This window comes from Kribbella sp. NPDC104218, from assembly GCF_055584105.1.
The window spans coordinates 234,275-254,369 of sequence record NZ_JBVJMQ010000001.1 but is presented as its reverse complement, the minus strand read 5'-3'; the positions used below and the strand labels follow the sequence as shown (position 1 = coordinate 254,369).

At 69.7% G+C, this 20,095-nt stretch carries 17 protein-coding genes; 12 read left to right on the top strand and 5 right to left on the bottom strand.

Annotation, left to right across the window (positions count from 1 at the left end; translation table 11 throughout):
• Positions 1–89: 89 nt before the first annotated feature.
• Positions 90–1,844, top strand: a complete 1,755-nt coding sequence (locus tag ACZ6ZD_RS01090) for a VanW family protein (protein ID WP_465667082.1) — start codon at positions 90–92, stop codon at positions 1,842–1,844.
• Here ACZ6ZD_RS01090 and ACZ6ZD_RS01085 read toward each other — a convergent pair whose 3' ends face one another.
• Both ACZ6ZD_RS01085 and ACZ6ZD_RS01080 read right to left on the bottom strand, forming a co-directional pair.
• A complete protein-coding gene (locus ACZ6ZD_RS01085) occupies positions 1,845–2,282 on the bottom strand; it encodes a type II toxin-antitoxin system PemK/MazF family toxin (protein WP_465667080.1) in 438 nt (145 codons plus the stop codon).
• An 11-nt stretch (positions 2,283–2,293) separates the two neighbouring features.
• Positions 2,294–3,226, bottom strand: a complete 933-nt coding sequence (locus ACZ6ZD_RS01080) for a GNAT family N-acetyltransferase (protein WP_465667078.1) — start codon at positions 3,224–3,226, stop codon at positions 2,294–2,296.
• A 118-nt stretch (positions 3,227–3,344) separates the two neighbouring features.
• On the opposite strand from ACZ6ZD_RS01080, the gene fdxA reads away from it, so the two are divergent.
• Positions 3,345–3,671, top strand: a complete 327-nt coding sequence (gene fdxA, locus ACZ6ZD_RS01075; protein WP_171676019.1) for a ferredoxin — start codon at positions 3,345–3,347, stop codon at positions 3,669–3,671.
• Positions 3,672–3,740: 69 nt separating this feature from the next.
• On the opposite strand, the gene ACZ6ZD_RS01070 is transcribed toward fdxA, so the two are convergent.
• On the bottom strand, positions 3,741–4,718 hold the full coding sequence (locus tag ACZ6ZD_RS01070) for a VldE C-terminal domain-containing protein (protein WP_465667076.1): 978 nt from the start codon (positions 4,716–4,718) through the stop codon (positions 3,741–3,743).
• A gap of 97 nt (positions 4,719–4,815) precedes the next feature.
• Positions 4,816–5,754, bottom strand: a complete 939-nt coding sequence (gene dapD, locus ACZ6ZD_RS01065; RefSeq protein ID WP_465667074.1) for a 2,3,4,5-tetrahydropyridine-2,6-dicarboxylate N-succinyltransferase — start codon at positions 5,752–5,754, stop codon at positions 4,816–4,818.
• Between the two features lie 111 nt (positions 5,755–5,865).
• Here dapD and ACZ6ZD_RS01060 point away from each other — a divergent pair, with 111 nt between their 5' ends.
• The 10 genes from ACZ6ZD_RS01060 (at position 5,866) to ACZ6ZD_RS01015 (ending at position 18,663) form a co-directional block, all read left to right on the top strand.
• A complete protein-coding gene (locus ACZ6ZD_RS01060) occupies positions 5,866–6,930 on the top strand; it encodes a LacI family DNA-binding transcriptional regulator (RefSeq protein ID WP_465667072.1) in 1,065 nt (354 codons plus the stop codon).
• Positions 6,931–6,941: 11 nt separating this feature from the next.
• Positions 6,942–7,979, top strand: coding sequence for a hypothetical protein (locus ACZ6ZD_RS01055; RefSeq protein WP_465667070.1), 1,038 nt, complete (start codon positions 6,942–6,944; stop codon positions 7,977–7,979).
• Positions 7,980–8,001: 22 nt separating this feature from the next.
• Positions 8,002–8,850 carry a nucleoside hydrolase gene (locus ACZ6ZD_RS01050; protein ID WP_465667068.1) on the top strand — a complete coding sequence of 283 codons (849 nt, stop codon included), beginning with the start codon at positions 8,002–8,004 and terminating at the stop codon, positions 8,848–8,850.
• Positions 8,847–10,130 (top strand): sugar ABC transporter substrate-binding protein, encoded by a 1,284-nt coding sequence (locus ACZ6ZD_RS01045; RefSeq protein ID WP_465667066.1) that lies wholly within the window; start codon positions 8,847–8,849, stop codon positions 10,128–10,130. The genes ACZ6ZD_RS01050 and ACZ6ZD_RS01045 overlap by 4 nt, the downstream gene beginning before the upstream one ends.
• Before the next feature lie 5 nt (positions 10,131–10,135).
• Complete coding sequence (locus tag ACZ6ZD_RS01040; RefSeq protein WP_465667064.1) at positions 10,136–11,014, top strand: carbohydrate ABC transporter permease; 879 nt, start codon at positions 10,136–10,138, stop codon at positions 11,012–11,014.
• The gene (locus ACZ6ZD_RS01035) at positions 11,014–11,841 is read left to right on the top strand and encodes a carbohydrate ABC transporter permease (protein WP_465667062.1); all 828 of its coding nucleotides are present in this window, start codon (positions 11,014–11,016) and stop codon (positions 11,839–11,841) included. Before ACZ6ZD_RS01040 ends, ACZ6ZD_RS01035 begins: the two co-directional genes overlap by 1 nt.
• 1 nt (position 11,842) lies before the next feature.
• The gene (locus ACZ6ZD_RS01030) at positions 11,843–12,928 is read left to right on the top strand and encodes a nucleoside hydrolase (protein WP_465667060.1); all 1,086 of its coding nucleotides are present in this window, start codon (positions 11,843–11,845) and stop codon (positions 12,926–12,928) included.
• A gap of 96 nt (positions 12,929–13,024) precedes the next feature.
• Complete coding sequence (locus ACZ6ZD_RS01025) at positions 13,025–14,686, top strand: alpha/beta fold hydrolase (RefSeq protein WP_465667058.1); 1,662 nt, start codon at positions 13,025–13,027, stop codon at positions 14,684–14,686.
• A 41-nt stretch (positions 14,687–14,727) separates the two neighbouring features.
• Positions 14,728–15,537, top strand: a complete 810-nt coding sequence (locus tag ACZ6ZD_RS01020; protein WP_465667056.1) for a phosphotransferase family protein — start codon at positions 14,728–14,730, stop codon at positions 15,535–15,537.
• Positions 15,538–15,582: 45 nt separating this feature from the next.
• The gene (locus tag ACZ6ZD_RS01015; protein WP_465667054.1) at positions 15,583–18,663 is read left to right on the top strand and encodes a GH92 family glycosyl hydrolase; all 3,081 of its coding nucleotides are present in this window, start codon (positions 15,583–15,585) and stop codon (positions 18,661–18,663) included.
• Here the strand turns inward: ACZ6ZD_RS01015 and ACZ6ZD_RS01010 are convergent.
• Positions 18,656–20,050: a DUF2079 domain-containing protein gene (locus tag ACZ6ZD_RS01010; RefSeq protein ID WP_465667052.1), complete on the bottom strand. Its 1,395-nt coding sequence runs from the start codon at positions 20,048–20,050 to the stop codon at positions 18,656–18,658. The genes ACZ6ZD_RS01015 and ACZ6ZD_RS01010 overlap by 8 nt on opposite strands.
• Between the last annotated feature and the right edge of the window lie 45 nt (positions 20,051–20,095).

Genomic DNA, 20,095 nt, shown 5'->3' with positions numbered 1-20,095 from the left:
GGGACGGCCTGCCCGGTCCCGTAAGATGGCGGCTTGCGCCTTGGGTTGGGCGCCGCTTGACCACGGCTTGAGCAGGAGGACTTCGTCCGGTGGGGAGAAAGCAGCTCGCGGGGATCATCGCCGCGGCAGGGCTCGGTGTGCTGGCGGTGGGGTACGGCGCAGCCTTCGCGTTCGCCGGCGACAAGATTCCCGGTGACACCACGGTGCTCGGCGTCCCGCTCGGCGGGTTGTCCGAGGCCGACGCGAAGTCGAAGCTGGAGGCCGGCCTGAAGGAGCGGCTGGCCCAGCCGATCAAGTTCACCGCCGGCGACAGCAAGACGTCGTACACGGTCGACCCGGCCGAGGCCGGGCTCACCCTGGACGTCGAGGCCACGGTCGCCCAGGCCGGCGCCGGCCGTAGTCTGGCCCCGGCGCGGATCTGGCGCGGCCTGACCGGCGGCAAGGCCGTCGAGCCGGTCGTCGCCCATGACGACGCCAAGCTGAAGGCCGCCGTCGAGAAGCTCGCCAAGCAGGTCAACCGGCCGGCCACCGAGGGCAGCATCACCTTCGACGGCGTCGAGCCGGTGTCGCACAAACCCGCCGAGGGTCTCGAGCTCGACACCGCGCAGGCCGCCGCGAAGATCATCGAGGCCTACCCCGGTGACGGCGACGCCGCCGATCTGCCGGTCCAGGTGACCAAACCGCAGGCCGGCGCCGACGCGATCAGCAAGGCCATCAACGAGTACGCCGAACCGGCCATGTCCGGCCCGATCGAGCTGACCGTCGGCGACAAGTCGGTCCAGCTGACGCCGCGGGAGCTCGCGCCCGCGCTGACCGTCTCGGTCCGCGACGGCAAGGTCACCCCGACGCTGAACGGAAAGCTCCTGGAGCCGTTGTTCCAGAAGCGGTTCAAGACGCTGGAGAGCGCGCCGAAGGACGCGACGTTCGAGATCGCCGGCGGCAAGCCGACCGTCGTCCCGGCCGTCGACGGCCAGGTCGTCGACCGGAACAAGGTCGGCCCGGCGATCCTCGACCTGCTGGCCAAGCCGTCCGGTCAGCGCACCGCCGCGGTCGGTCTGACCACCACCAAGGCGAAGGTGACGACGGAGCAGGTCCAGGCGCTCGGCATCAAGGAAGTGATGGGTCAGTTCAAGACCGTCTTCCCCTACGCGACGTACCGCAACGTCAACATCGGCACCGCGGCCCGCAAGATCAACGGCACGCTGCTCAAACCGGGCGAGACGTTCAGCCTGAACAAGATCGTCGGCGAGCGGACGAAGGCCAACGGGTTCACCGAGGGCAACATCATCAGCAACGGCATCTTCAAGCTGGACCTCGGCGGCGGCGTCTCCCAGTCGGCCACGACGACCTTCAACGCGGCGTTCTTCGCCGGGCTCAAGGACGTCGAGCACAAGGCGCACAGCGTCTACATCGACCGCTACCCGGTCGGCCGCGAGGCCACCGTGGCCTGGCCGTCGGTGGACCTGAAGTTCCTCAACGACTCCGGGAACGGCATCTACATCCAGACCATCTTCAAGGCCTCCAAGCCCGGTGCGCAGGGCAGCATCGAGGTGAAGATCTGGGGGACCAAGGTCTGGGACATCACCGCCGGCGCCTCCGGCCGGAGCAACCAGCGCGCGCCCGGCCTGATCTACAACACCGAGAAGGGCTGCCGCCCGCAGGCGCCGACCGGTGGTTTCGACATCACCATCTACCGGTACTTCGCGAAGAACGGCAACCGGGTCAAGACCGAGCAGTTCACCACCAAGTACAACGCGGCCGACGACATCCGCTGCGGCCCCAAGCCCGGCACGACGCCGCCCGGCGGCCCCGAAACCCCCGACACCGGCACCCCGCCGCGCTGATCAGCCGGCGGTGAGCTTGCGGAGTTCGGCGGCGACCTGGTTGAACAGGTCCTCGCCGATCACCGCGCCCTCGCGGCGGACCTGAGCGGGGTCGATCCGCAGGACGCGGTCGAGGCGGATCTCGCTGCGCCGGTTCTCGCGGTCCCAGGGGCCGCTGCCGATATCCATCCAGACGCGGCCCCAGCGGGCCTCGTCGGCGGCGTCGCGGTCGTGGTCCTTGCTGGTCAGGATCAGCGCGAGCAGGTAGGGCCCGTCGGAGCCGACCACGAGCACCGGCCGGTCCTTGCCGCGGTGGAAGTCCTCCTCGAACGGCACCCAGGTCCAGACGATCTCGCCCGGGTCCGCGACGCCGTCGTCCGGGTGCGGGGTGTACTCGACGTGCACTGTGCCTTCGAAGTCCCCCGGGTACTCCGGGCGCTCCACCGCGTGATCCGCCATGGCAGCAGAGCCTACTGCGCGGAGCTGACCAGATACCGGTAGCGATAGGCCTCGGCGTACCCGAGCCGCCGGTACGCCGCCACTGCGGCCGTATTGCTCTCCAGGACCTCCAGATAGGTCCTCCGGCCGCCCTGTGCGCCCGCCCAGCGCGCCAGGCCCTGTACGACAGCCGCTGCCATCCGCTGGCCGCGAAAGCCGGGGAGGACGCGTACGGCGTCCACTCCGAGCCAATGGCCGGTCATGGCGCCCCGCCCGACCGCTACCAGCTGCCCGTTGACGGCTATCGAGGCGAAGACGGCCTTGGGTGCGCCTTCGAGCACGGTCGGCGCGACCGCGGGCATCGGGCCGTCGAAGGCGGCGGCGTACCAGGCGTCGTCCGGGCGATCCTGGACGACGACGTCGTACTGGGGGATGGCGTTCACGTGGTCGAGGGTGGTGTGCATGACCAGGACGTCGGACTCCGCGGGGCGGGCGTCGACCCAGCCGAGCGCCTGCAGCTCGGCGGCGATCGGCGTCCCGGGGCGGATCAGGGCTTGGGGAGGGAGGCCGCGCTCGGTGTAGAAGGCCTCGACGTGTGCCACGGCTTCGGCGGTCGAGAGGCCCGGGTCGCCGGCCGGGAGCAGCGAGTTGCCGCGGCCGGTCCAGCCCGCGGATGCGCGGAGCAACCACTCACCCAGGTACGTCGTCGTGGCCGCGGGGCGGCCGAGCGCGGTGGTCAGGAACAGCTGCTCGACGTCGACCCGGCGCAACGGCATCTCGGGGATCGGCTTGGCCGCGGTGATCGCGGTGAGCTCGATCCGGTGCCGCTCGCCGTCGGCGTGCCGGACGACGAGGGTGTCCGGCTGCCGGTCCTCGAGGACGCCGATGAGGTCGGTAAGGCCATCCTTACTTCGATAGCGGACCACGACACGGTGGCCGATATCACGGGTCCCGAGGCCTGACACGATCCGGACTCCTGGCAGAGTGGGCAGCGTATTACCGTGATACTAGAGACTCTTGCACCACCGCATCGCAGCAACCCGAGGGCCAGCGCTGCGCGTGCCTGCCATAGGAGGAGTAGCAGTGACCTACGTCATCGCGCAGCCGTGTGTTGACCTGAAGGACCTCGCGTGCGTCGAGGAGTGCCCCGTCGACTGCATCTACGAGGGCAACCGGATGCTCTACATCCACCCCGACGAGTGCGTGGACTGCGGGGCCTGTGAGCCGGTCTGTCCGGTCGAGGCGATCTACTACGAGGACGACACCCCGGAGCAGTGGAAGGACTACTACACCGCGAACGTCGACTTCTTCACCGACCTGGGTTCCCCCGGCGGCGCCTCCAAGATGGGCAAGATCGACAAGGACCACGCGTTCATCGCGGCCCTGCCCCCGCAGGAGCACGACGAGTAAGAGCAGTACAACCGAACATGTAGTACCTAGGTGGGGTGCGCTGACGCACCCCACCTGTTTTCAAAAACCTCAGTCCTCCAGGACGTCTACGTGGACGTGGTCGAGGTGGCGGAGGATTTTGGAGTCGCCGGAGCGGGCTGGTGGGGTGTAGTCGCGCCAGCCGGAGTCGGAGCGGCCGCCGGCGGTCCAGATCTTGTCGCTGAAGATGATGGTACGGATCTTGAGCAGGTCGGCGCGGGCCACCAGGTAGTGGGCCAGGGCCCAGCCCTTGGTGGTGTTGGCGGCGGAGATGGGGCGGACGAAGACGTCGACCGCGCGGCCCTCGTAGTGGGCCGAGCCCTCCATGTGACCGGTCTGGACGCCGCCCGGCGCGTAGCCGCCGGTGGGGACCTTGCCGAAGGTGTCGAGCAGGTCCCGGCGGACGGCGTCCGCGCGGGGGGTGAGCCCGTTCTTGCCGACGCTCTGGACCGGCACCTCGTCCGGGTTGACCGTGCAGCTGAAGACCGCCTTCGAGTTCCCGGTCAGGGCGGAGGCCAGCACCCGCGCGTCGCCCTCGTGATCGGCGTACGCGTTCGGGAACGCGCTGCGCTGCACCCGGTCGGCCGCGACCGTGACGGGCAGGCTCTGGTAGTTCTTGATCTTCACCAGCGCGTCGTAGAACTTGCCGGCCGCGTAGTGCGGGTCCTGGACCTGCTGCGCCGTCCCCCAGCCCTGCGAGGGCCGCTGCTGGAACAGGCCGAGCGAGTCCCGGTCGCCGTGTTTGACGTTGCGCAGGCCGGACTCCTGGTACGCCGTCGCCAGCGCGATCGTCGCCGCCCGGCCGGGCAGCCCACGGCGGACGGCGATGCCGACGATGATGGCCGCCGACTCGGCCTGCTCAAGGTCGAGGACGACGGTGCTCTCGTTCACCGTCGCCTCGCACTGCTCCGGCGGCGGCAACAGCGGGCCGAAGTCCTGCCCGCCGACCCAGGCGATGGCGCCGCCGATGACAAGGGCCAGCGCCCCCACGGATCCCAGTGCGACGATCAGGCCGCGCTTCATCGGCATACCGCTCCCAACGTGCGAGAGCGGCGGCCTGGTTCCTCACGGTTGGTCACGATGTGATTGACGCCCGAACTGGCCGTGCGGTTGGCGTTGCGGGCGCTCAAGCGTTCGCGTGCAATGCCTCGTTGAGCGTGATGCCCTCACCCTTGCGGGGCCGGGCCTCGACGGCGCCGGTCACCGAGTTGCGGAGGAACAGCAGGCCCGGCTGACCGGACAGCTCGCGCGCCTTGACGACGGCGCCGTCCGGCAGGGTGACCTTGGTGCCCGCGGTCACGTACAGCCCGGCCTCGACCACGCAGTCGTCGCCGAGCGAGATCCCGGTGCCGCCGTTCGCGCCGAGCAGGCAGCGCTTGCCGATCGAGACGACCTGGGTGCCGCCGCCGGACAGCGTGCCCATGATCGAGGCGCCCGCGCCGATGTCGCTGCCGTCGTCGACGACGACGCCGGCCACGATCCGGCCCTCGACCATCGACGTGCCGAGCGTGCCGGCGTTGAAGTTCACGAAACCCTCGTGCATGACGGTGGTGCCCGACGCCAGGTGCGCGCCGAGCCGGACCCGGTCCGCGTCGCCGATCCGGACGCCGCTCGGGACGACGTAGTCCGTCATCCGCGGGAACTTGTCGACGCTGGTCACGCTCAGGTGCTGGCCGGCCGCGCGGGCCCGGAGCCGGACCTGCTCGATCTGCTCGACCGGCACCGGGCCGGCCGACGTCCAGGCGTTGTTCGGCAGGGCGCCGAAGATCTCGTCCAGGCTCAGGCCGTGCGGGCGGACCAGCCGGTGCGAGAGCAGGTGCAGCCGCAGGTAGGCGTCCGCGGTGCCCGCCGGGCCGGCATCCAGCGCGATCTCGGTGCTGACGACCTCGCGCCGGACGTCGCGCAGCTCGTCGAAACCCTCGGCGGCGATCAGCTCGGCGGGGGCCTTCGCGTCGGCGGGCTGCTCGCCCAGCGCGGGCGCGGGGTACCAGACGTCGAGGACGGTCCCGTCGGTCGTGACGGTGGCGAGGCCGAAGCCCCAGGCGTGGGTGGCGTTCGAGGTCATGCGCACAGCCTGCCAGAGCGCTACAACGGCTCTGCCTTAGACCCTGATCGAAAGGCTTCCGCAGGTGTCTATGCGTATAGATTCTAAGCGTGTAGACAGGAGGTGGGCCGGATGGCGAGGGTGACGCAGGCGGATGTGGCTCGAGCGGCCGGTACGTCGATGGCCGTGGTCAGCTACGTCGTGAACGGCGGCCCGCGCCCGGTGGCGGAGGCGACCCGGAAGCGGGTGCTCGCGGCCATCGAGCAGACCGGCTACCGCCCGGACGGCGTCGCCCGCGCGCTGGTCGGCGGATCGACGATGACGCTGGGCCTGATCGTCCCGGATATCGCCAACGAGTTCTTCGCCGAGCTGGCCGCGGCGGTCGAGCAGGCGGCGCGCGCCGCCGGCCGGACGGTCCTGCTGGCCAACTCCGAAGGCGACGCGAGCACCGAGCTCGATCTGCTCGAGACCTTCCTGCAGCGCCGGATCGACGGCCTGGTGATCGTCTCCCAGGCCCCTCAGGCCGCCGACCGCTTGCTGAACCGCGCCAAGACCCGGCACATCTTCCTGGGCGCGGCCCCCGAGGGTGCGGCCTCGATCGGTGTCGACAACTTCGGCGGCGCCGTCGCCGCCACCCGCCACCTCCTCGACCACGGCTACACCCGGATCGCCGCCATCGCGGGCCCCGCCGGCGACCACGTCGCCGAAGCCCGCCTGGCCGGCTGGCGCCACGCCCTCGCCACCCGCCCCACCGCCGGCGGCGTCCGATTCGTCCAACACCCCTTCACCGTCACCGGCGGCTACAACGCCGCCCTGACCCTCCTCAACCCCGCACCTCTGGCTCCTAATCGTCCGGCGTCCGGCGCCTCGATTTTCGCCCGCTCGGGTCCGGCCGGGGCGCGCCTTCGGCCGGAGGCGGTGTTCGCGAGTTCTGATCGGCAGGCGATCGGGTTGTTGCGGGCGGCGGCTGATCTGGGGCTCTCGGTGCCTGACGAGTTGGCGGTGGTGACGTTCGACGGGTCGTCGATGTCGGCGTACGCGGTGCCGGCGCTGACGACGATCCAGCAGCCGATCGCCGAGATGGCCGAGCTGGCTGTTCGGCAGTTGATCGATCCTGACCCGCAGCCGCTCCAGGCTGTGCTCGACGTGGGGCTGGTCGTGCGCCGGTCCTGTGGTTGTCCGCCTGCTCAGTTGTGACCGGAGGTCCGATGTTCCGCCGAATCGCCGCCGTCCTCGTCGTCCTGACCCTCCTTCCGCTGTCGGCCGCTCATGCCGCCGTCGGTGGCTGGTCCACTCCGATCCGGCTGTACGCCGCGAGCGACGTCCAAGGCCGTGGTTACGCCTACGCGCCGAGCGCCGTGGCCGACAACCCGACCCGGCTCTACACGTGTCACAGCAAGGCCCGGAACACCATTCGCGACGACATCTTCCTGACCCGAGTGGGTGTCTCGTCGCGGTCGGTGCTGGCCCCGGCCGGTACGGGCTGGGACAGCTGGCACAACTGCGACCCGAGCGTCGTCCGGGTGAACGTGCCGTTCAACGGCCAGACCTACAGCTACGCGATGTTCTACCTGGGCAACGACGTCGACCGCTCCGCGCACAACGCGATCGGCGTCGCGGTCGCCCACAACCTCGACGGGCCCTGGATCAAGATGCCGAACCCGGTCATCCCGTTCCCCGGCAACCACCCGGACCAGTGGGGCGCCGGTCAGCCGACGGCGACGACCATCAATGCCGCCGAGGGCACGGTAGTGCTCGCCTGGACCCAAGGCCTGCCGAGCGGGAACACGGGTAAGGCCGCGCAGATCAGCTTCGGCTCGGGTACGCCCGTCGTCCAGTACGAGCGCACGCTACCGATGGCCGGGCTGACCACCGCGACCGGCGCCCAGGACGACCTGAACAACTTCGACCTGGTCTACTCCCCGCCGCGGGACCGCTTCTTCATGGTCCGCGAGGGCCACCCGTACCCCGCGTCGAACCCGAACTACATCTCCGACCACGTGCAGATCGCGAGTATCTCCGGCGCGGACTTCTGGGCGTCCTCCGGCGGCACCTGGCGGGTGGAGAGCACGATCACCGGCGCCCGCACCGGCAAGGCGCGCACGCACAACCCGGGCTTCCTACGCACCGTCTACGGCACGCTGCCGAACGAGTCGGCGCTGACCGTCGTCTACACCAGCGCCGATCCCGACCCGGACTCCCTGTGGACCTACACGCTCTGGCAGACCACCGCCCCGCTGAGCTGACCCGCGACCCCGAAGGATGCTGATGGCAACCGCATTCACCCTCGACACCGATATCGGCTCGGACGTCGACGACGCCCTCGCGCTGGCCGTGATCCTCGGCGCGCCCGAGCTCGACCTGACCGCCGTCACCACGGTCTACGGCGACACGTTGCTCAGGGCAAGGATGGTCGCCCGGCTGATCGCGACCGCGGGCCAGGAGCCAGGGCCGATCGTCCCCGGCCGGACGACGCCGCGGTCGGGCCGGCCGGTCTGGTGGCCGGGGCACGAGGGCGCGTTGCTGCCCGACCTCGACCAGGAGAAGGTGGACGCCGAAGCCGACCCGATCGAGGTGCTCGCGAGCTCGCGGACGGTGGTCGCGATCGGCCCGCTCACCAACGTGGCCGAGGCCGTCGAACGCACCGGCCACGCCATCGGTGAGCTGATCGTGATGGGCGGGGACTTCGGCAGCGATCGGGCCGAGCACAACATCAAGTGCGATATCGACGCGGCTGCCGCGGTCTTCGGCAGCGGCGTCCCGGCGACGGTGATCGGGCTCGACCAGACCACCCGGATCCGACTCGGCGCCACCGTGGTCGAGCGGATCGACGCCGCCGGCCCACTCGGGCGGCTGCTCGCCGCCGAGATGCGGCAGTTCTGGAAGTTCACCGCAGAGGACTCCAACGTGCCGCACGACCCGGCCGCCGTCCTCACGATCACCGACCCGGAGCTGTTCACGTTCACCACCGGCCGGATCGAGGTCGACCCGGCCGGCGCCACCCGGTTCACGCCCGGCGACGGGCCGCACCGGATCGTCTCCGATCTCGACGCCGGCCTGGTCGCCCGGCGCATCGTGGACCGGATCCGCACCGCCTGCGAAGGAGCACGGCTGTGAAACTCCCCTGGTTGACCCTGCCCGTAGTTCTCGTTCTCGCCGCCTGTCAGTCCGCTCCGGCGACCGCTCCGCCCCAGCAGCCCGCGGCCGGACCGGTCACGCTGACCTTCGCGAACGCCGACCCGGCCGCCACCTGGAAACCGGTCATCGATCATTGCCAGAAGCAACTTCCAGGGCTGACCGTGAAACAGCTGAACATCCCGTACCCGCAGCTGACCAGCACGATCACCCAGCGGCTGACCCAGGGCAACGCGGATCTGGACGTCTTCACCGTCGTCCCGGCCTGGATCCGCGACTACGCGAACCGCGGCTTCCTGGCCGACCTGTCCGAGCTGAAAGCGCAGGCGATCGCGAACGCCGTCAGCCCGGACATGGTCACCGCGAACGAGATCGACGGCAAGCTGCTCGGGATCTCACCCTGGACGACGTCCCAGTTCCTCTACTACAACGCCGACGTACTGCGGAAGGCCGGCATCGAGCCGCCGTCGGCCGACCCGGCTCGGCGGTGGACCTGGCAGCAGCTCCGGGACGCGTCGGCGCGACTGAAGGGCAGCGTGCAGTACCCGTTGCTGTTCGACCAGTTCGACAGCTACTACCAGCTGCAGCCGCTCGGCGTCTCCGCGGGCGGCGGTAACGGGCTGACGGGGGAGAAGCAGGACAAACCCGATTTCGCCAACCCTGGTTGGCAGCAGGCGCTGACCTTCTACTCCGGGCTCTTCACCGACGGCCTGTCGCCGCGCGGTATCACCAACGACAAGACCAACGCGCTCTTCGCCGGCGGCAAGGCCGGCTTCATCGTCTCCGGCCCGTGGACGGTCTCGAACGCGGTGAAGACCAAGCTGGACTTCGGGGTCGCGGCCGCGCCGGTCTTCGCGGGCGGCAAGCCGGCGACGTCGACCGATTCGTGGGCGATGGCGGTCAGCGCCAAGTCGGCCAAACAGGCGATGGCGAAGAAGTTCCTCGACTGCGCCAACCTGACCGCCGCCGGGAACACGGCGTCCATCAAGATCGCGCAGATCACGCCGACCCAGAAGGATGCTTACAAGACCTTCGCGGCGCAGTTCGAGGCGTCCGGCGGCGCCGCGACCAAGGGCCTGGCGGCTCTGATGGAGAGCGAGCTGCGGACCACCGCCGTCCACCGGCCGCCGGTGACCGGTTACACGGTGTTCGAGTCCGAGGCCGAGAAGCTGTTCGCCGACGTCCGCAACGGCAGCGCCCCGGCCGCCCGCGCGAAGAAGGCCGACGAGACGATCGCCCGGCAGTTCGAGCGGCTCGGCTGAGCCCGATGGCGGCGATGACGCCACGGCGCTGGCGCGACGCGCGGCTCGCCGTCCTGTTGCTGGCTCCGGCCGTACTCGGCATGGTCGCCCTGCGCGTCGTCCCGGCGGTGTCGGCGTTCGCGGAGAGTTTCAGCCACCTGTCGCTGCGGACCGGGGTGAAGGAATTCGCCGGTTTCGACAACTACGCGTATCTGCTCGGCTCGTCGCAGTTCCACGCGGTGCTCGGGACGACGCTGTTGTTCAACCTGGTGCTCAACCCGGTGATCGTGGTGCTGTCGACGGCGTTGGCGCTGCTGCTCGCGCAGCAGTTGCCGGCGGTCGGGTTGTGGCGGTCGCTCGTCTTCGTGCCGGCCGCCGTCCCGGGGTCGGTCACGGCGTTGATCTGGAGTACGGCGATGCAGCCGGACGGCCTGCTCAACTCGCTGTTCGCCGCGCTCGGGCTGCCGAAGCAGCCGTTCCTGACGTCGTCCGACCAGGCCCTCGGGTCGATCGGCCTGATGCTCGCGTGGGGCGCGATCGGCTACTGGATGCTGTTCGTGGTGGCCGGATTGAAGGACATCCCGCAGACGCTGTACGAGGCCGCGATGATCGACGGCGCGGGCTGGTGGCGGCGGCTGACCGCGATCACGCTCCCACTGCTGCGCCGTCCGATGGCGTTCGTCCTGGTCGCCTGCACGGTCGGCAGCTTCCTCGCCTTCGCGCCGGTCCAGATCCTCACCAAGGGCGGGCCGGACGGCTCGACGAACCTGCTGATGTACGACGTCTACGCCAACGCCTACCAGGTCGGTGACCTCGGGGTCGCGCAGGCCGAGGTCGTGCTGCTGATGATCCTGATGGCGGCCGTGGTGGCGATCCAGTTCCGGGTCCTGCGCGAGGAGCGGTGATGAGGGCCTCCCGGATCGTCTCGGTGGTCGCGGCCGCGCTCGCGGCCGGGCTCATCTTCCTGCCGCTGTGGTGGGTGTTCGCGTCCTCGCTGCGGCCCGGGAACTCGTTCGTCGAGAACCTGACGCCGTTGTCGTGGCGGGCCTTCGTCCCGGCCGGCGGATCGTTCGCGAACTACGAGGTCCTCCTGGACGGCGACTTCGCCCGGGCGCTCGCGAACAGCTTCCTGGTCGCGGGCGTCACCGTCGTCCTCGGGCTCGTCGTCGCGGTCCTCGCGGCGTACGCCCTGGCAGTGCTCGACTTCCCGGGCCGCGGATCCGTGTTCGTCTTCGTGATCCTGGTCTCGATGGTGCCGTTCGACGCGATCGCCATCCCGTTGTCCGGGCTGTTCAGCACCTGGCGGTTGAGTGACAGCTACGCCGGGCTGATCCTGCCGGCCCTGGCCAACGGGTTCGCGATTTTCGTGCTGCGCCAGTTCTTCCTCGCCGTCCCGCAGGAGCTGCTGGACGCCGCCGAGGTCGACGGCCTGGGCCGCGTCGGCACGCTGCTGCGGATCGTGCTGCCGCTGTCGAAACCGGCGCTGATCGGCGCCGGTTTGATGCTCTTCCTGTCCCAGTGGCAGGCCTACCTGTGGCCGTTGCTGATCGGCACCTCACCGGGCAAACAACTCGCGCCGATCGCGCTGGCCAACCTCAGCAACCTGTACTCCGTCGATCTCGGCCAGATCCTGGCCGGCTCGTTCGTGCTGAGCGTCGTCCCGATGGTGCTGTTGCTGTTCTTCCAGCGGCAGTACACCGAATCGCTGTCCACCACCGGAATTCGAGGCTGACATGCCCGTCCCTGTCATCAGCGTCACCGATCTCTACCACCCGCCCGAGGACCCGGGCGACAACGTCGACCTGATCATGGCCTACGGCCTGCCCGAGATCGACCTGCGCGCGGTGATCCTGGACGTGCTGGAGGAGAAGCGGCACCTGGTCGACGGCGGCGTCCCCGGGTACGCCGGTCCGCGCGACCCGGGTGTCGTCGCGGTCACCCAGCTGAATGCGATCTTCGGCCGCGACGTCCCGTTCGCGTGGTGCCCGTTCACCCGGATGCGCGACCCGAACGACAGGATGTACGACGCTCCGCCGTCTCAGCAGCGGGGGGTCGAGCTGCTCATCAACGCTGTCGCCGACAGCCCCGAACCGGTGCACCTCCTGTCCTTCGGGTCAGCCCGGCCGCTCGCGCTCGCGTTCAACCGGGCGCCGGACGTGTTCCGGCAGAACGTCGCCCGGATCCACCTCTCGGCCGGGACGACGACGCCGACGTACCCGGAGTGGAACGTCGTCCAGGACCCGCAGGCGATGATCCGGATCATCGACTCGGGCCTGCCGATCTCGCTCTATCCCTGCGCGGCCGACGACGGCGTCGCCGAGCACAGCTGCTACGGCTACGACAACCACAACACGTTCTGGAGCTTGCCCGATCTGAAGTGGGTCGCGGACATGCATCCGTGGCTCCGGCGCTACCTCGCCTATTCGCTCGGCCGGTCGTCGCGACCCGATTTCCTGCGTGTGCTCGAAGAGGAGGCGCCGGCCGAGCTGATGGCCGACATCTACCAGCGCACCCACTCGGTCTGGGAGACCGCGGTCTGGATGGAGGTTTCCGGCCGGAAACTCGTCCGCCGCGCGGACGGTTCGCATGCGATCGTCCCAGCGGACGACGTCCGCGTGGACGACGCCGTGATCCGCAACGAGCAGGTCCCGTGCACGGTGCGTTCGCACCCGAGCGGCCTGTACTCGTTCGAACTCGGCGAGGGCAGCGGCGGCCGGACGTCCGTCTTCGTCCGCGACGACCCGTCCGAGTACGAGCACGCCCTGATCGAGGCAATGCCCGCCCTCTACCAGTCGTTCCGGCCGACCGGCCTGAGTTGAGCCTTCACAGGATCCCTATCTGCTGTTGATCACCGGCACACCGAGGTGTCACTAGCGTCACCACCTCCTGACCCTCGGTGAACGGAGAGACAGCAGATGAATGCGCGACATTGGCTGACCCGCGTCACGAGCCTGACGCTCGGGCTCGGCTTCGCGGCGAGCTCGCTGGTGGCGGTCCCGGCCAACGCAGGCAGCTCGCTGGCGGCCTACTACGACCAGAAGGCGGAATGGGCCGCGTGCGAGGCCGGGCCGCCGCCGGAGGGCTGGCCGTTCCCGCCGGAGGAGTGGAAGAAGGCGTGGGAGGGTCTGGAGTGCGCGACGGTCGTCGTCCCGAAGAACTACCGGAAGCCCGCGGACGGCAACCTGTCGATCGCGATCAGCCGGCGGAAGGCGACGGACCCCGCGCGCCGGCAGGGCGTGCTGATGCTGAACCCGGGTGGTCCCGGCGGCGACGGGCTGCTGATGCCGCAGGGGTTCCGGAACGACAAGATCGCTGGGCCGTTCGATCTGATCGGGTTCGATCCGCGCGGTACCGGCCGCTCGTCGACGTTGGACTGTGAGGTGCCGCCGATCGAGCAGTTGTACGAGACGCGGCCGACCGACGAGCAGTTCGCGCGGATCGCGGCCGACGCGGAGGCCCAGGAGAAGGGCTGCGAAGCGGCCGGCGGTGGGCTGCGCAAGTACATCACCACCGCCAACACCGCGCGGGACATGGACGTGATCCGCGCGGCGATCGGCGAGAAGAAGCTCAACTATCTCGGCTACTCGTACGGGACCTTGCTCGGCGCGGTCTACGGCTCGCTGTTCCCGAGCGGCCTGAACCGATCGGTGCTGGACGCCGCGATGCATCCGGACTGGCAGTACTACGAGCAGGCCAAGCAGGTCTCGGTGGCGGCGCGGGAGAACTTCGACGCGCTCGCGGCCTGGATGGCCGAACGCGACAGCCGGTACCACTTCGGTACGACGCAGGCCGCCGTCCGCGGCTACCTGGACGGGATCCGGGCCAAGCTGGCGGCGAACCCGGTGCAGTGGCCGGGGGAGCCGGAGGGGCCGATGATCGACGGGACCTGGTTCGACATCATTCTCGGCGGTTCGGGCTACCGGCCGCAGTGGGAGCTCGCGGCCGAGCTGATCGGCCAGATCCGGGACGCGGCGAACAACCCGGCGAAGGCGAAGCTGAGCCCGGACGCCGGGAAGGCGCTCAAGATCCTCTACGGCAACATCAAGAAGACCTACAACGGCGTCTTCCCGGCCGTCACCTGTGAGGCGGTCTGGGCGAAGGACCTCAAGGGGTACGAGGAGCAGATGCGGTTGTTCCGGGAGAAGTACCCGTACGGGCCGGGCGCGATGCAGGCCGCACCGACGAACTGCAGCTTCGCGAAGTGGAAGCCGCAGGAGCCGTTGGTCGACCTGAAGCGCAAGGGGTATCCGGTGGGCCTGGTCATCGGGGCCGAATTCGACCCGGCCACGCAGTACGACGGCTCGCCGGCGATGGCGGCCGCGCTGAAGAACAACCTGATCTCGGTGCGCGACGAGGGCAGCCACGGCCAGTACGGCTCGAACCCCTGCGTCACCAAGAAGGTCGACGACTACCTGATCAAGGGCATCCTGCCGGGCTCGCGCGTCGAGTGCGACGGCGCGCCGCGCCCCGACGTACCGGCTGACGGGCAGGCGTCCACGCGGAAGAAGCCGGCCGGCTCGCTGGCGGATCGGGCGGCCGCGATCGCCGCGCAGGGCAACTTCGACCGGCGGGGCTGATCCGTTGGGAAGCGCCCGACGGCGCGTGATCTACTCGTCGGGTGCTTCCCGATTGGCTTCCTCCCGCGGTCCTCGAAGCGACACAGGCGCCGGACGTCGAGGCGCTGCACGGTGAGCTGTTGCGGCGCTGGACGTCGTCCGAGGTGTGGCGGCTGTCCTATGGGCTGCGCAGCGTGATCGCGAAGCGGGGGACGGGCAACCAGTCGGGTGAGGCGTCGGCGTACGAGCGGTTCGCGGGGGTGCCGGCGCCGCGCCTGCTGTACGGCGACGGCGAGGTGCTCGTCCTTGAGGACGTCGGGCGGGTGACGCTCGAGCAGGAGCCGACCGCGGCCGGGTTTCTCGCCGCGGTCGGCGTCCTGGCGGCGATCCGGGCGGTGCCGATCGACGGTCCGAGCGGGTTCCCGCCGGAGCGGGCCAAGGAGCTCGCGACCGAGATCGACCTCGACGTCACGCCGCTGGTGGACGCCCTGACTCGTCTGCATCGGGAGACGCCGGTCCGCGTCGTCCACGGTGACTTCGTCCCGAAGAACCTGGTCACCGACGGCCGCCGCTGGACCGCCGTCGACTGGCCGCTCGCCCACCTCGGCCCGGACCTGAGCGACCTCTACACCCTGGTTCGCGATGCCGTTGCCCTTGGCCACGATCGCGGTCCGCTGATCGCCCACTACGTGGAGCTCACCGCCGCCGACCCGTTCCTCGTCGATCGCCAGCTCCGCGCCGGCGGCGCCGCCTTCGCCCTCCGCGCCCTGCACTTCGTCCGGACCGAAGGGCTACGGACCATCCCCGAGGCGTCGACCTGGGACCAGCCGCTCCAGACCGAGCTGACCGACCTGCTCGCCCAGCTCTGCTGACTGACCCCCTGCCCCTGCCGGATGAAATGTCATAACATGGCGGCCGTGATTCTTGAGACAGGTGGCGGACCGGGTGGGCCGACGAGCCCGCAGGCAGGCTTCAGCAGCGTGGACGCGGTGCGGTTCGCCGGGGAGACCGGTGGGCGGCAGGAGGCGTCGCTAGGAGTGACCGCCGGGGCGCTCGGGGCTGCTGATCGGCTGCGGTACAAGGTGTATCCGGTGCTGGACGCGGCGCTCGAGTACGACGCTACGTACGTGGCGGTCGACCTGGTGTTCACGGACGGGAGCCGGCTGTCGGAGCTCGGGGTCACGGATCAGTACGGGTTCGCTTTCGATGCTGCCGGGCAGGGTGCGGCGAAGATCCTGTATGCCGACCAGTGGAACGATGTCCAGGTCGACCTGACGGCCGCGGCCGGTAAGACGGTCGCGGACGTCGTGCTGACGCTCGCGGCGCCGTCGTCCGGGACGCCGTATGTCGGGTGGATCGACGACGTCGAGATCGGCCCGGCGCCGGCGCGGCTCGACGGGGCGGATCTGGCGGCGTACGTCGACACCCGGCGCGGGACGAACACGAGTTTCGAGTTCTCCCGCGGGAACAACCTGCCGCTGACCGCCTGGCCGAACGGGTTCAACTTCATCACCCCGGTCACGGACGCCTCGACGCATCGCTGGGCGTACGAGTACCACCGGCTGAACAACGCCGACAACCTGACCGAGCTGCAGGGGCTGACGTTCTCGCACCAGCCGAGCCCGTGGATGGGAGACCGCGACCAGCTGACGATCATGCCGGTGGCCGCCGCGGAGCCGCTGGGCGATCCGGTGGCGCGGGCCGCGGCGTTCCGGCACGACGACGAGATCGCGCGCCCGGATCTGTACTCCGTCCGGTTCAGCAGCGGACTGCGCGCCGAGCTGGCGCCGACCGACCACGGCGCGATCTTCCGGTTCACGTTCCCGGACGACGCCGCCGGGCGGCACCTGATCTTCGACACGATCGACGAGAACGGCGCGTTCGACTACGCCGACGGCGCGCTCACCGGCTGGGTCGAGAACGGCTCGGAGACCGGGCGGACGCGGATGTTCTGCTATGGCGAGTTCTCCGCCGAGGCGACCTTCGGCCCGGCGTCCGGCGGACGCTCGAACGCCCGGGCGGCGACATTCGCCGCTGACGAGGTGACGCTGCGAATCGCGACGTCGTTCATCAGCGTCGAGCAGGCGCGGCACAACCTGGCGCTGGAGCTGGCAGGTCGCTCGTTCGAGGAGATCCAGGGCGCTGCGAACGCGATCTGGAACGAGCGGCTCGCGGTGATCCGTCCCGAGGGCGCGACCGAGCCGCAGCTGCGCACGGTCTACGGCAACCTCTACCGGCTCAACCTCTACCCGAACTCGCAGTACGAGAACGCCGGGACCGCGGCGGAGCCGTCGTACGTCTACGCGAGCCCGGTGCTGCCGACCGTGGACGGCGCGGCGGTCGTGAAGCCCGGCAAGATGTATGTGAACAGCGGCTTCTGGGACACCTACCGGACGGCGTGGCCGGCGTACGCGTTCCTCTACCCGGAGCTGAGCGCCGAGTTGGTCGACGGGTTCGTGCAGCAGTACCGCGACGGCGGATGGATCGCGCGCTGGTCCTCGCCCGGATACGCGGACTGTATGACCGGGACGTCGTCCGACGTGTCGTTCGCGGACGCCTACCTGCGCGGGGTCGCGTTGCCGGATCCGCTGGCGACGTACGACGCCGGGCTGCGGAACGCGACCGTCGTTCCGGCGGAGACCGAGGTCGGGCGGAAGGGCGCGACGACCGGATTCTTCAACGGGTACGTGAGTACGGACACCGAGGAGAGCGTCTCCTGGTCGCTGGAGGCGTACCTCAACGACTTCGGGCTGGCCGTGATGGCGGCTCGGCTGGCGGACGACCCGGCGGTGCCGGCCGCGCGGCGTGAGCAGTTGCGCGAGGAGTCGGCGTACCTCTATCGGCGGTCGCGGAACTACGTGCTGCTGTTCGATCCGGCGATCAACTTCTTCCAGGGACGGCGGCCGGACGGGACGTTCGCGCAGACGCCGGACGAGTTCGACCCGTGCGAGTGGGGCGGTGACTTCACCGAGACCGACGGGTGGAACTTCGCGTTCCACGTCGCCCACGACCCGCGCGGTCTGGCCAATCTGTACGGCGGTCCGAGCGGGCTGGAGGCCAAGCTCGACGAGTTCTTCGCGACGCCGGAGCTGGGGACGAAGAAGGGCACCTACGACATCGTCATCCACGAGATGCTCGAGGCACGGGCGGTGCGGATGGGGCAGTTCGGTTTCAGCAACCAGCCCGCGCATCACATCGCCTGGATGTACAACTACGCCGGTGCTCCGCACAAGGCGCAGGCCGTCGTCCGCGAGGTGCTCGACCGGCTGTACGTCGGCGAGCAGATCGGGCAGGGGTACCCGGGCGACGAGGACAACGGGGAGATGTCGGCCTGGTACCTGTTCGGGGCGCTCGGTCTGTATCCATTGCGGGTGGGCGCTCCGGAGTACGCGATCGGTTCGCCGCTGTTCCCGCGCGTCACGGTCGCGCCGCTCGGCGGCTCGCCGTTCGTGATCACGGCGTCCGGCGTGGAACATCCTTATGTGCAAGAAGTTCGGGTCGATGGCAAGTCGTTGTCGACGGCATCCATCACCGCGGCCGAGCTGGCGGGCGCTTCGACGGTCGAGTTCGAGCTCGGGTCGTCGCCGTCCGACTGGGCGGCGCTGGAGTCGCCGCCGTCGCTGACCACCGACGACCGGGTCGCTGAGCCGCTCGTCGATCTCATCCCCGCCTCGGCCGATCCGCTGTTCGACAACACGGCTGACACCTCGGCGATGGTTGCCGGTGACACGGTCGAGTGGTCGCTGCCGGAGCCCGGGGTTGCTGCGTTCTACACCCTGACATCCGGTCCTGAGCAGGACGATCCGAGCGGTTGGCGACTTGAGGGTTCCACGGACGGCACGACCTGGACCGTGCTCGATGAGCGTTCGGATCAGGTCTTCGCGTGGCGGCGACAGGTACGCCCGTTCCAGCTGAGCGCGCCGGCAGCGTACGAGCACTACCGGCTCGTGCTGACCGCCGGCGGGAAGCGGCTTACCCAGGTGGAACTGCTCACGTAGGTTCGTGATGCATCAGCACCAGATCGCCGTCCCGGATGACGACGTCGGCGGGGCGGGGCTTGAGCTGCGGGTCGTCGTACGGCGCGAGTGTCCATTCGGTCGGCTGGTTGACTCGGAGGAGATAGACGTCGGTGCGTGACGTGAGGTGCGGCGCGATGGTGTCCGTGGTGCTGATCGTGGCGCCGTCGGGGACGAGCGCGATCATCCGGTCCGCGGCGGCGGTGAACTCGGAGCGGTGGCCGGGGCCTTCGGAGGCGGCCGCCTGGCTGAAGAGGATCAGGGCGGTTGCGGCCAGCGCGGCGGTGATGGTTGGTCGCGCCCAGCGGCGTCGGCGTCCAACCAAGTACGGCCGGAGCAGGACGAGGCTGTGGATGAGCGCGCAGAACAGGATCGGCATCAGGACGGCGTCGTAGTGGAACGTGGGAATCCAGTACAGGATGTAGGTGCTGCCGAGGCGCCAGCCGAGGGTCGGCAGCAGTAGCGCGACCAGCGGGGAACGGACGGCCAGAAAGAGGGTCGGAAGCAACAACAGCAGGACCAGGTGCAGCTTGCCCGCTGACAGGAAGTCGCCGGAGAGCGCGGCCTCCGGCGCCTTGAGCCCGCCTTTGCCGAGGTAGCGATAGTTGCCGTAGGCACTAAATGCGGGAATGATCACGAACACGCTGAGCAGCGACGCGATCGCGCCGCCGGCCGCGGTGATCAGGCCGAGCCGGCGGGTGCCGGGCCGGAGCGCGATCAGCACCCCGAGGACGGCGACCGTCAGCCCGAGATCCTCCTTCACCAGCACGAGCGGGGCCGCGAACGCGACCGCCCGGCCGGACCGCCCGGACAGGAACTCGGTGAGCGCGAACGCGAGCAGCGGGACGGCGAACGCGATCTCGTGGAAGTCGAAGCTGATCGCGTTCAGCAGACCCCAGGACAGTCCGTAGCACGCCCCGACGACGAGGCCGATCGTCCGGCCGAGCGTCGTACAGGCCAGTCTGGTGATCGGGAACACCGACAGGGCGAACAGCAACGCCTGCGCCACCAGCAGGGTCTCGGCCATCGGGAACATCCGGTGGAACGGCGCGAGCACGACCAGGATCGGGTGGAAGTGGTCGCCGAGCAGGATCAGGTTCGGGTCGCGGATCGTTGAGACCGGCAACCTTCCCTGGGCGTAGCTGTGCACGGCCTGGTCGAAGATGCCGAGGTCGAAGCCGCCCGAACGGTACGACCAGTGCCGCAGCAACGCGAACCAGGTGTACGCCGCGGCGAAGAGCGTGGCCAGGATCGCCGCGGGCCAGGCGCTCGCGCGGCGATCGGTGACCGGGGCAACGACATGCCCGAGGCGGTCCGCGACGGCGGTGACCAGGCTCGGGCGGTACGGCGGATCGGCGACCAGAAGCATGATCGGGAGTATGTGGAGCAGCTGCCCAAGGGAACCTGAAGCAAG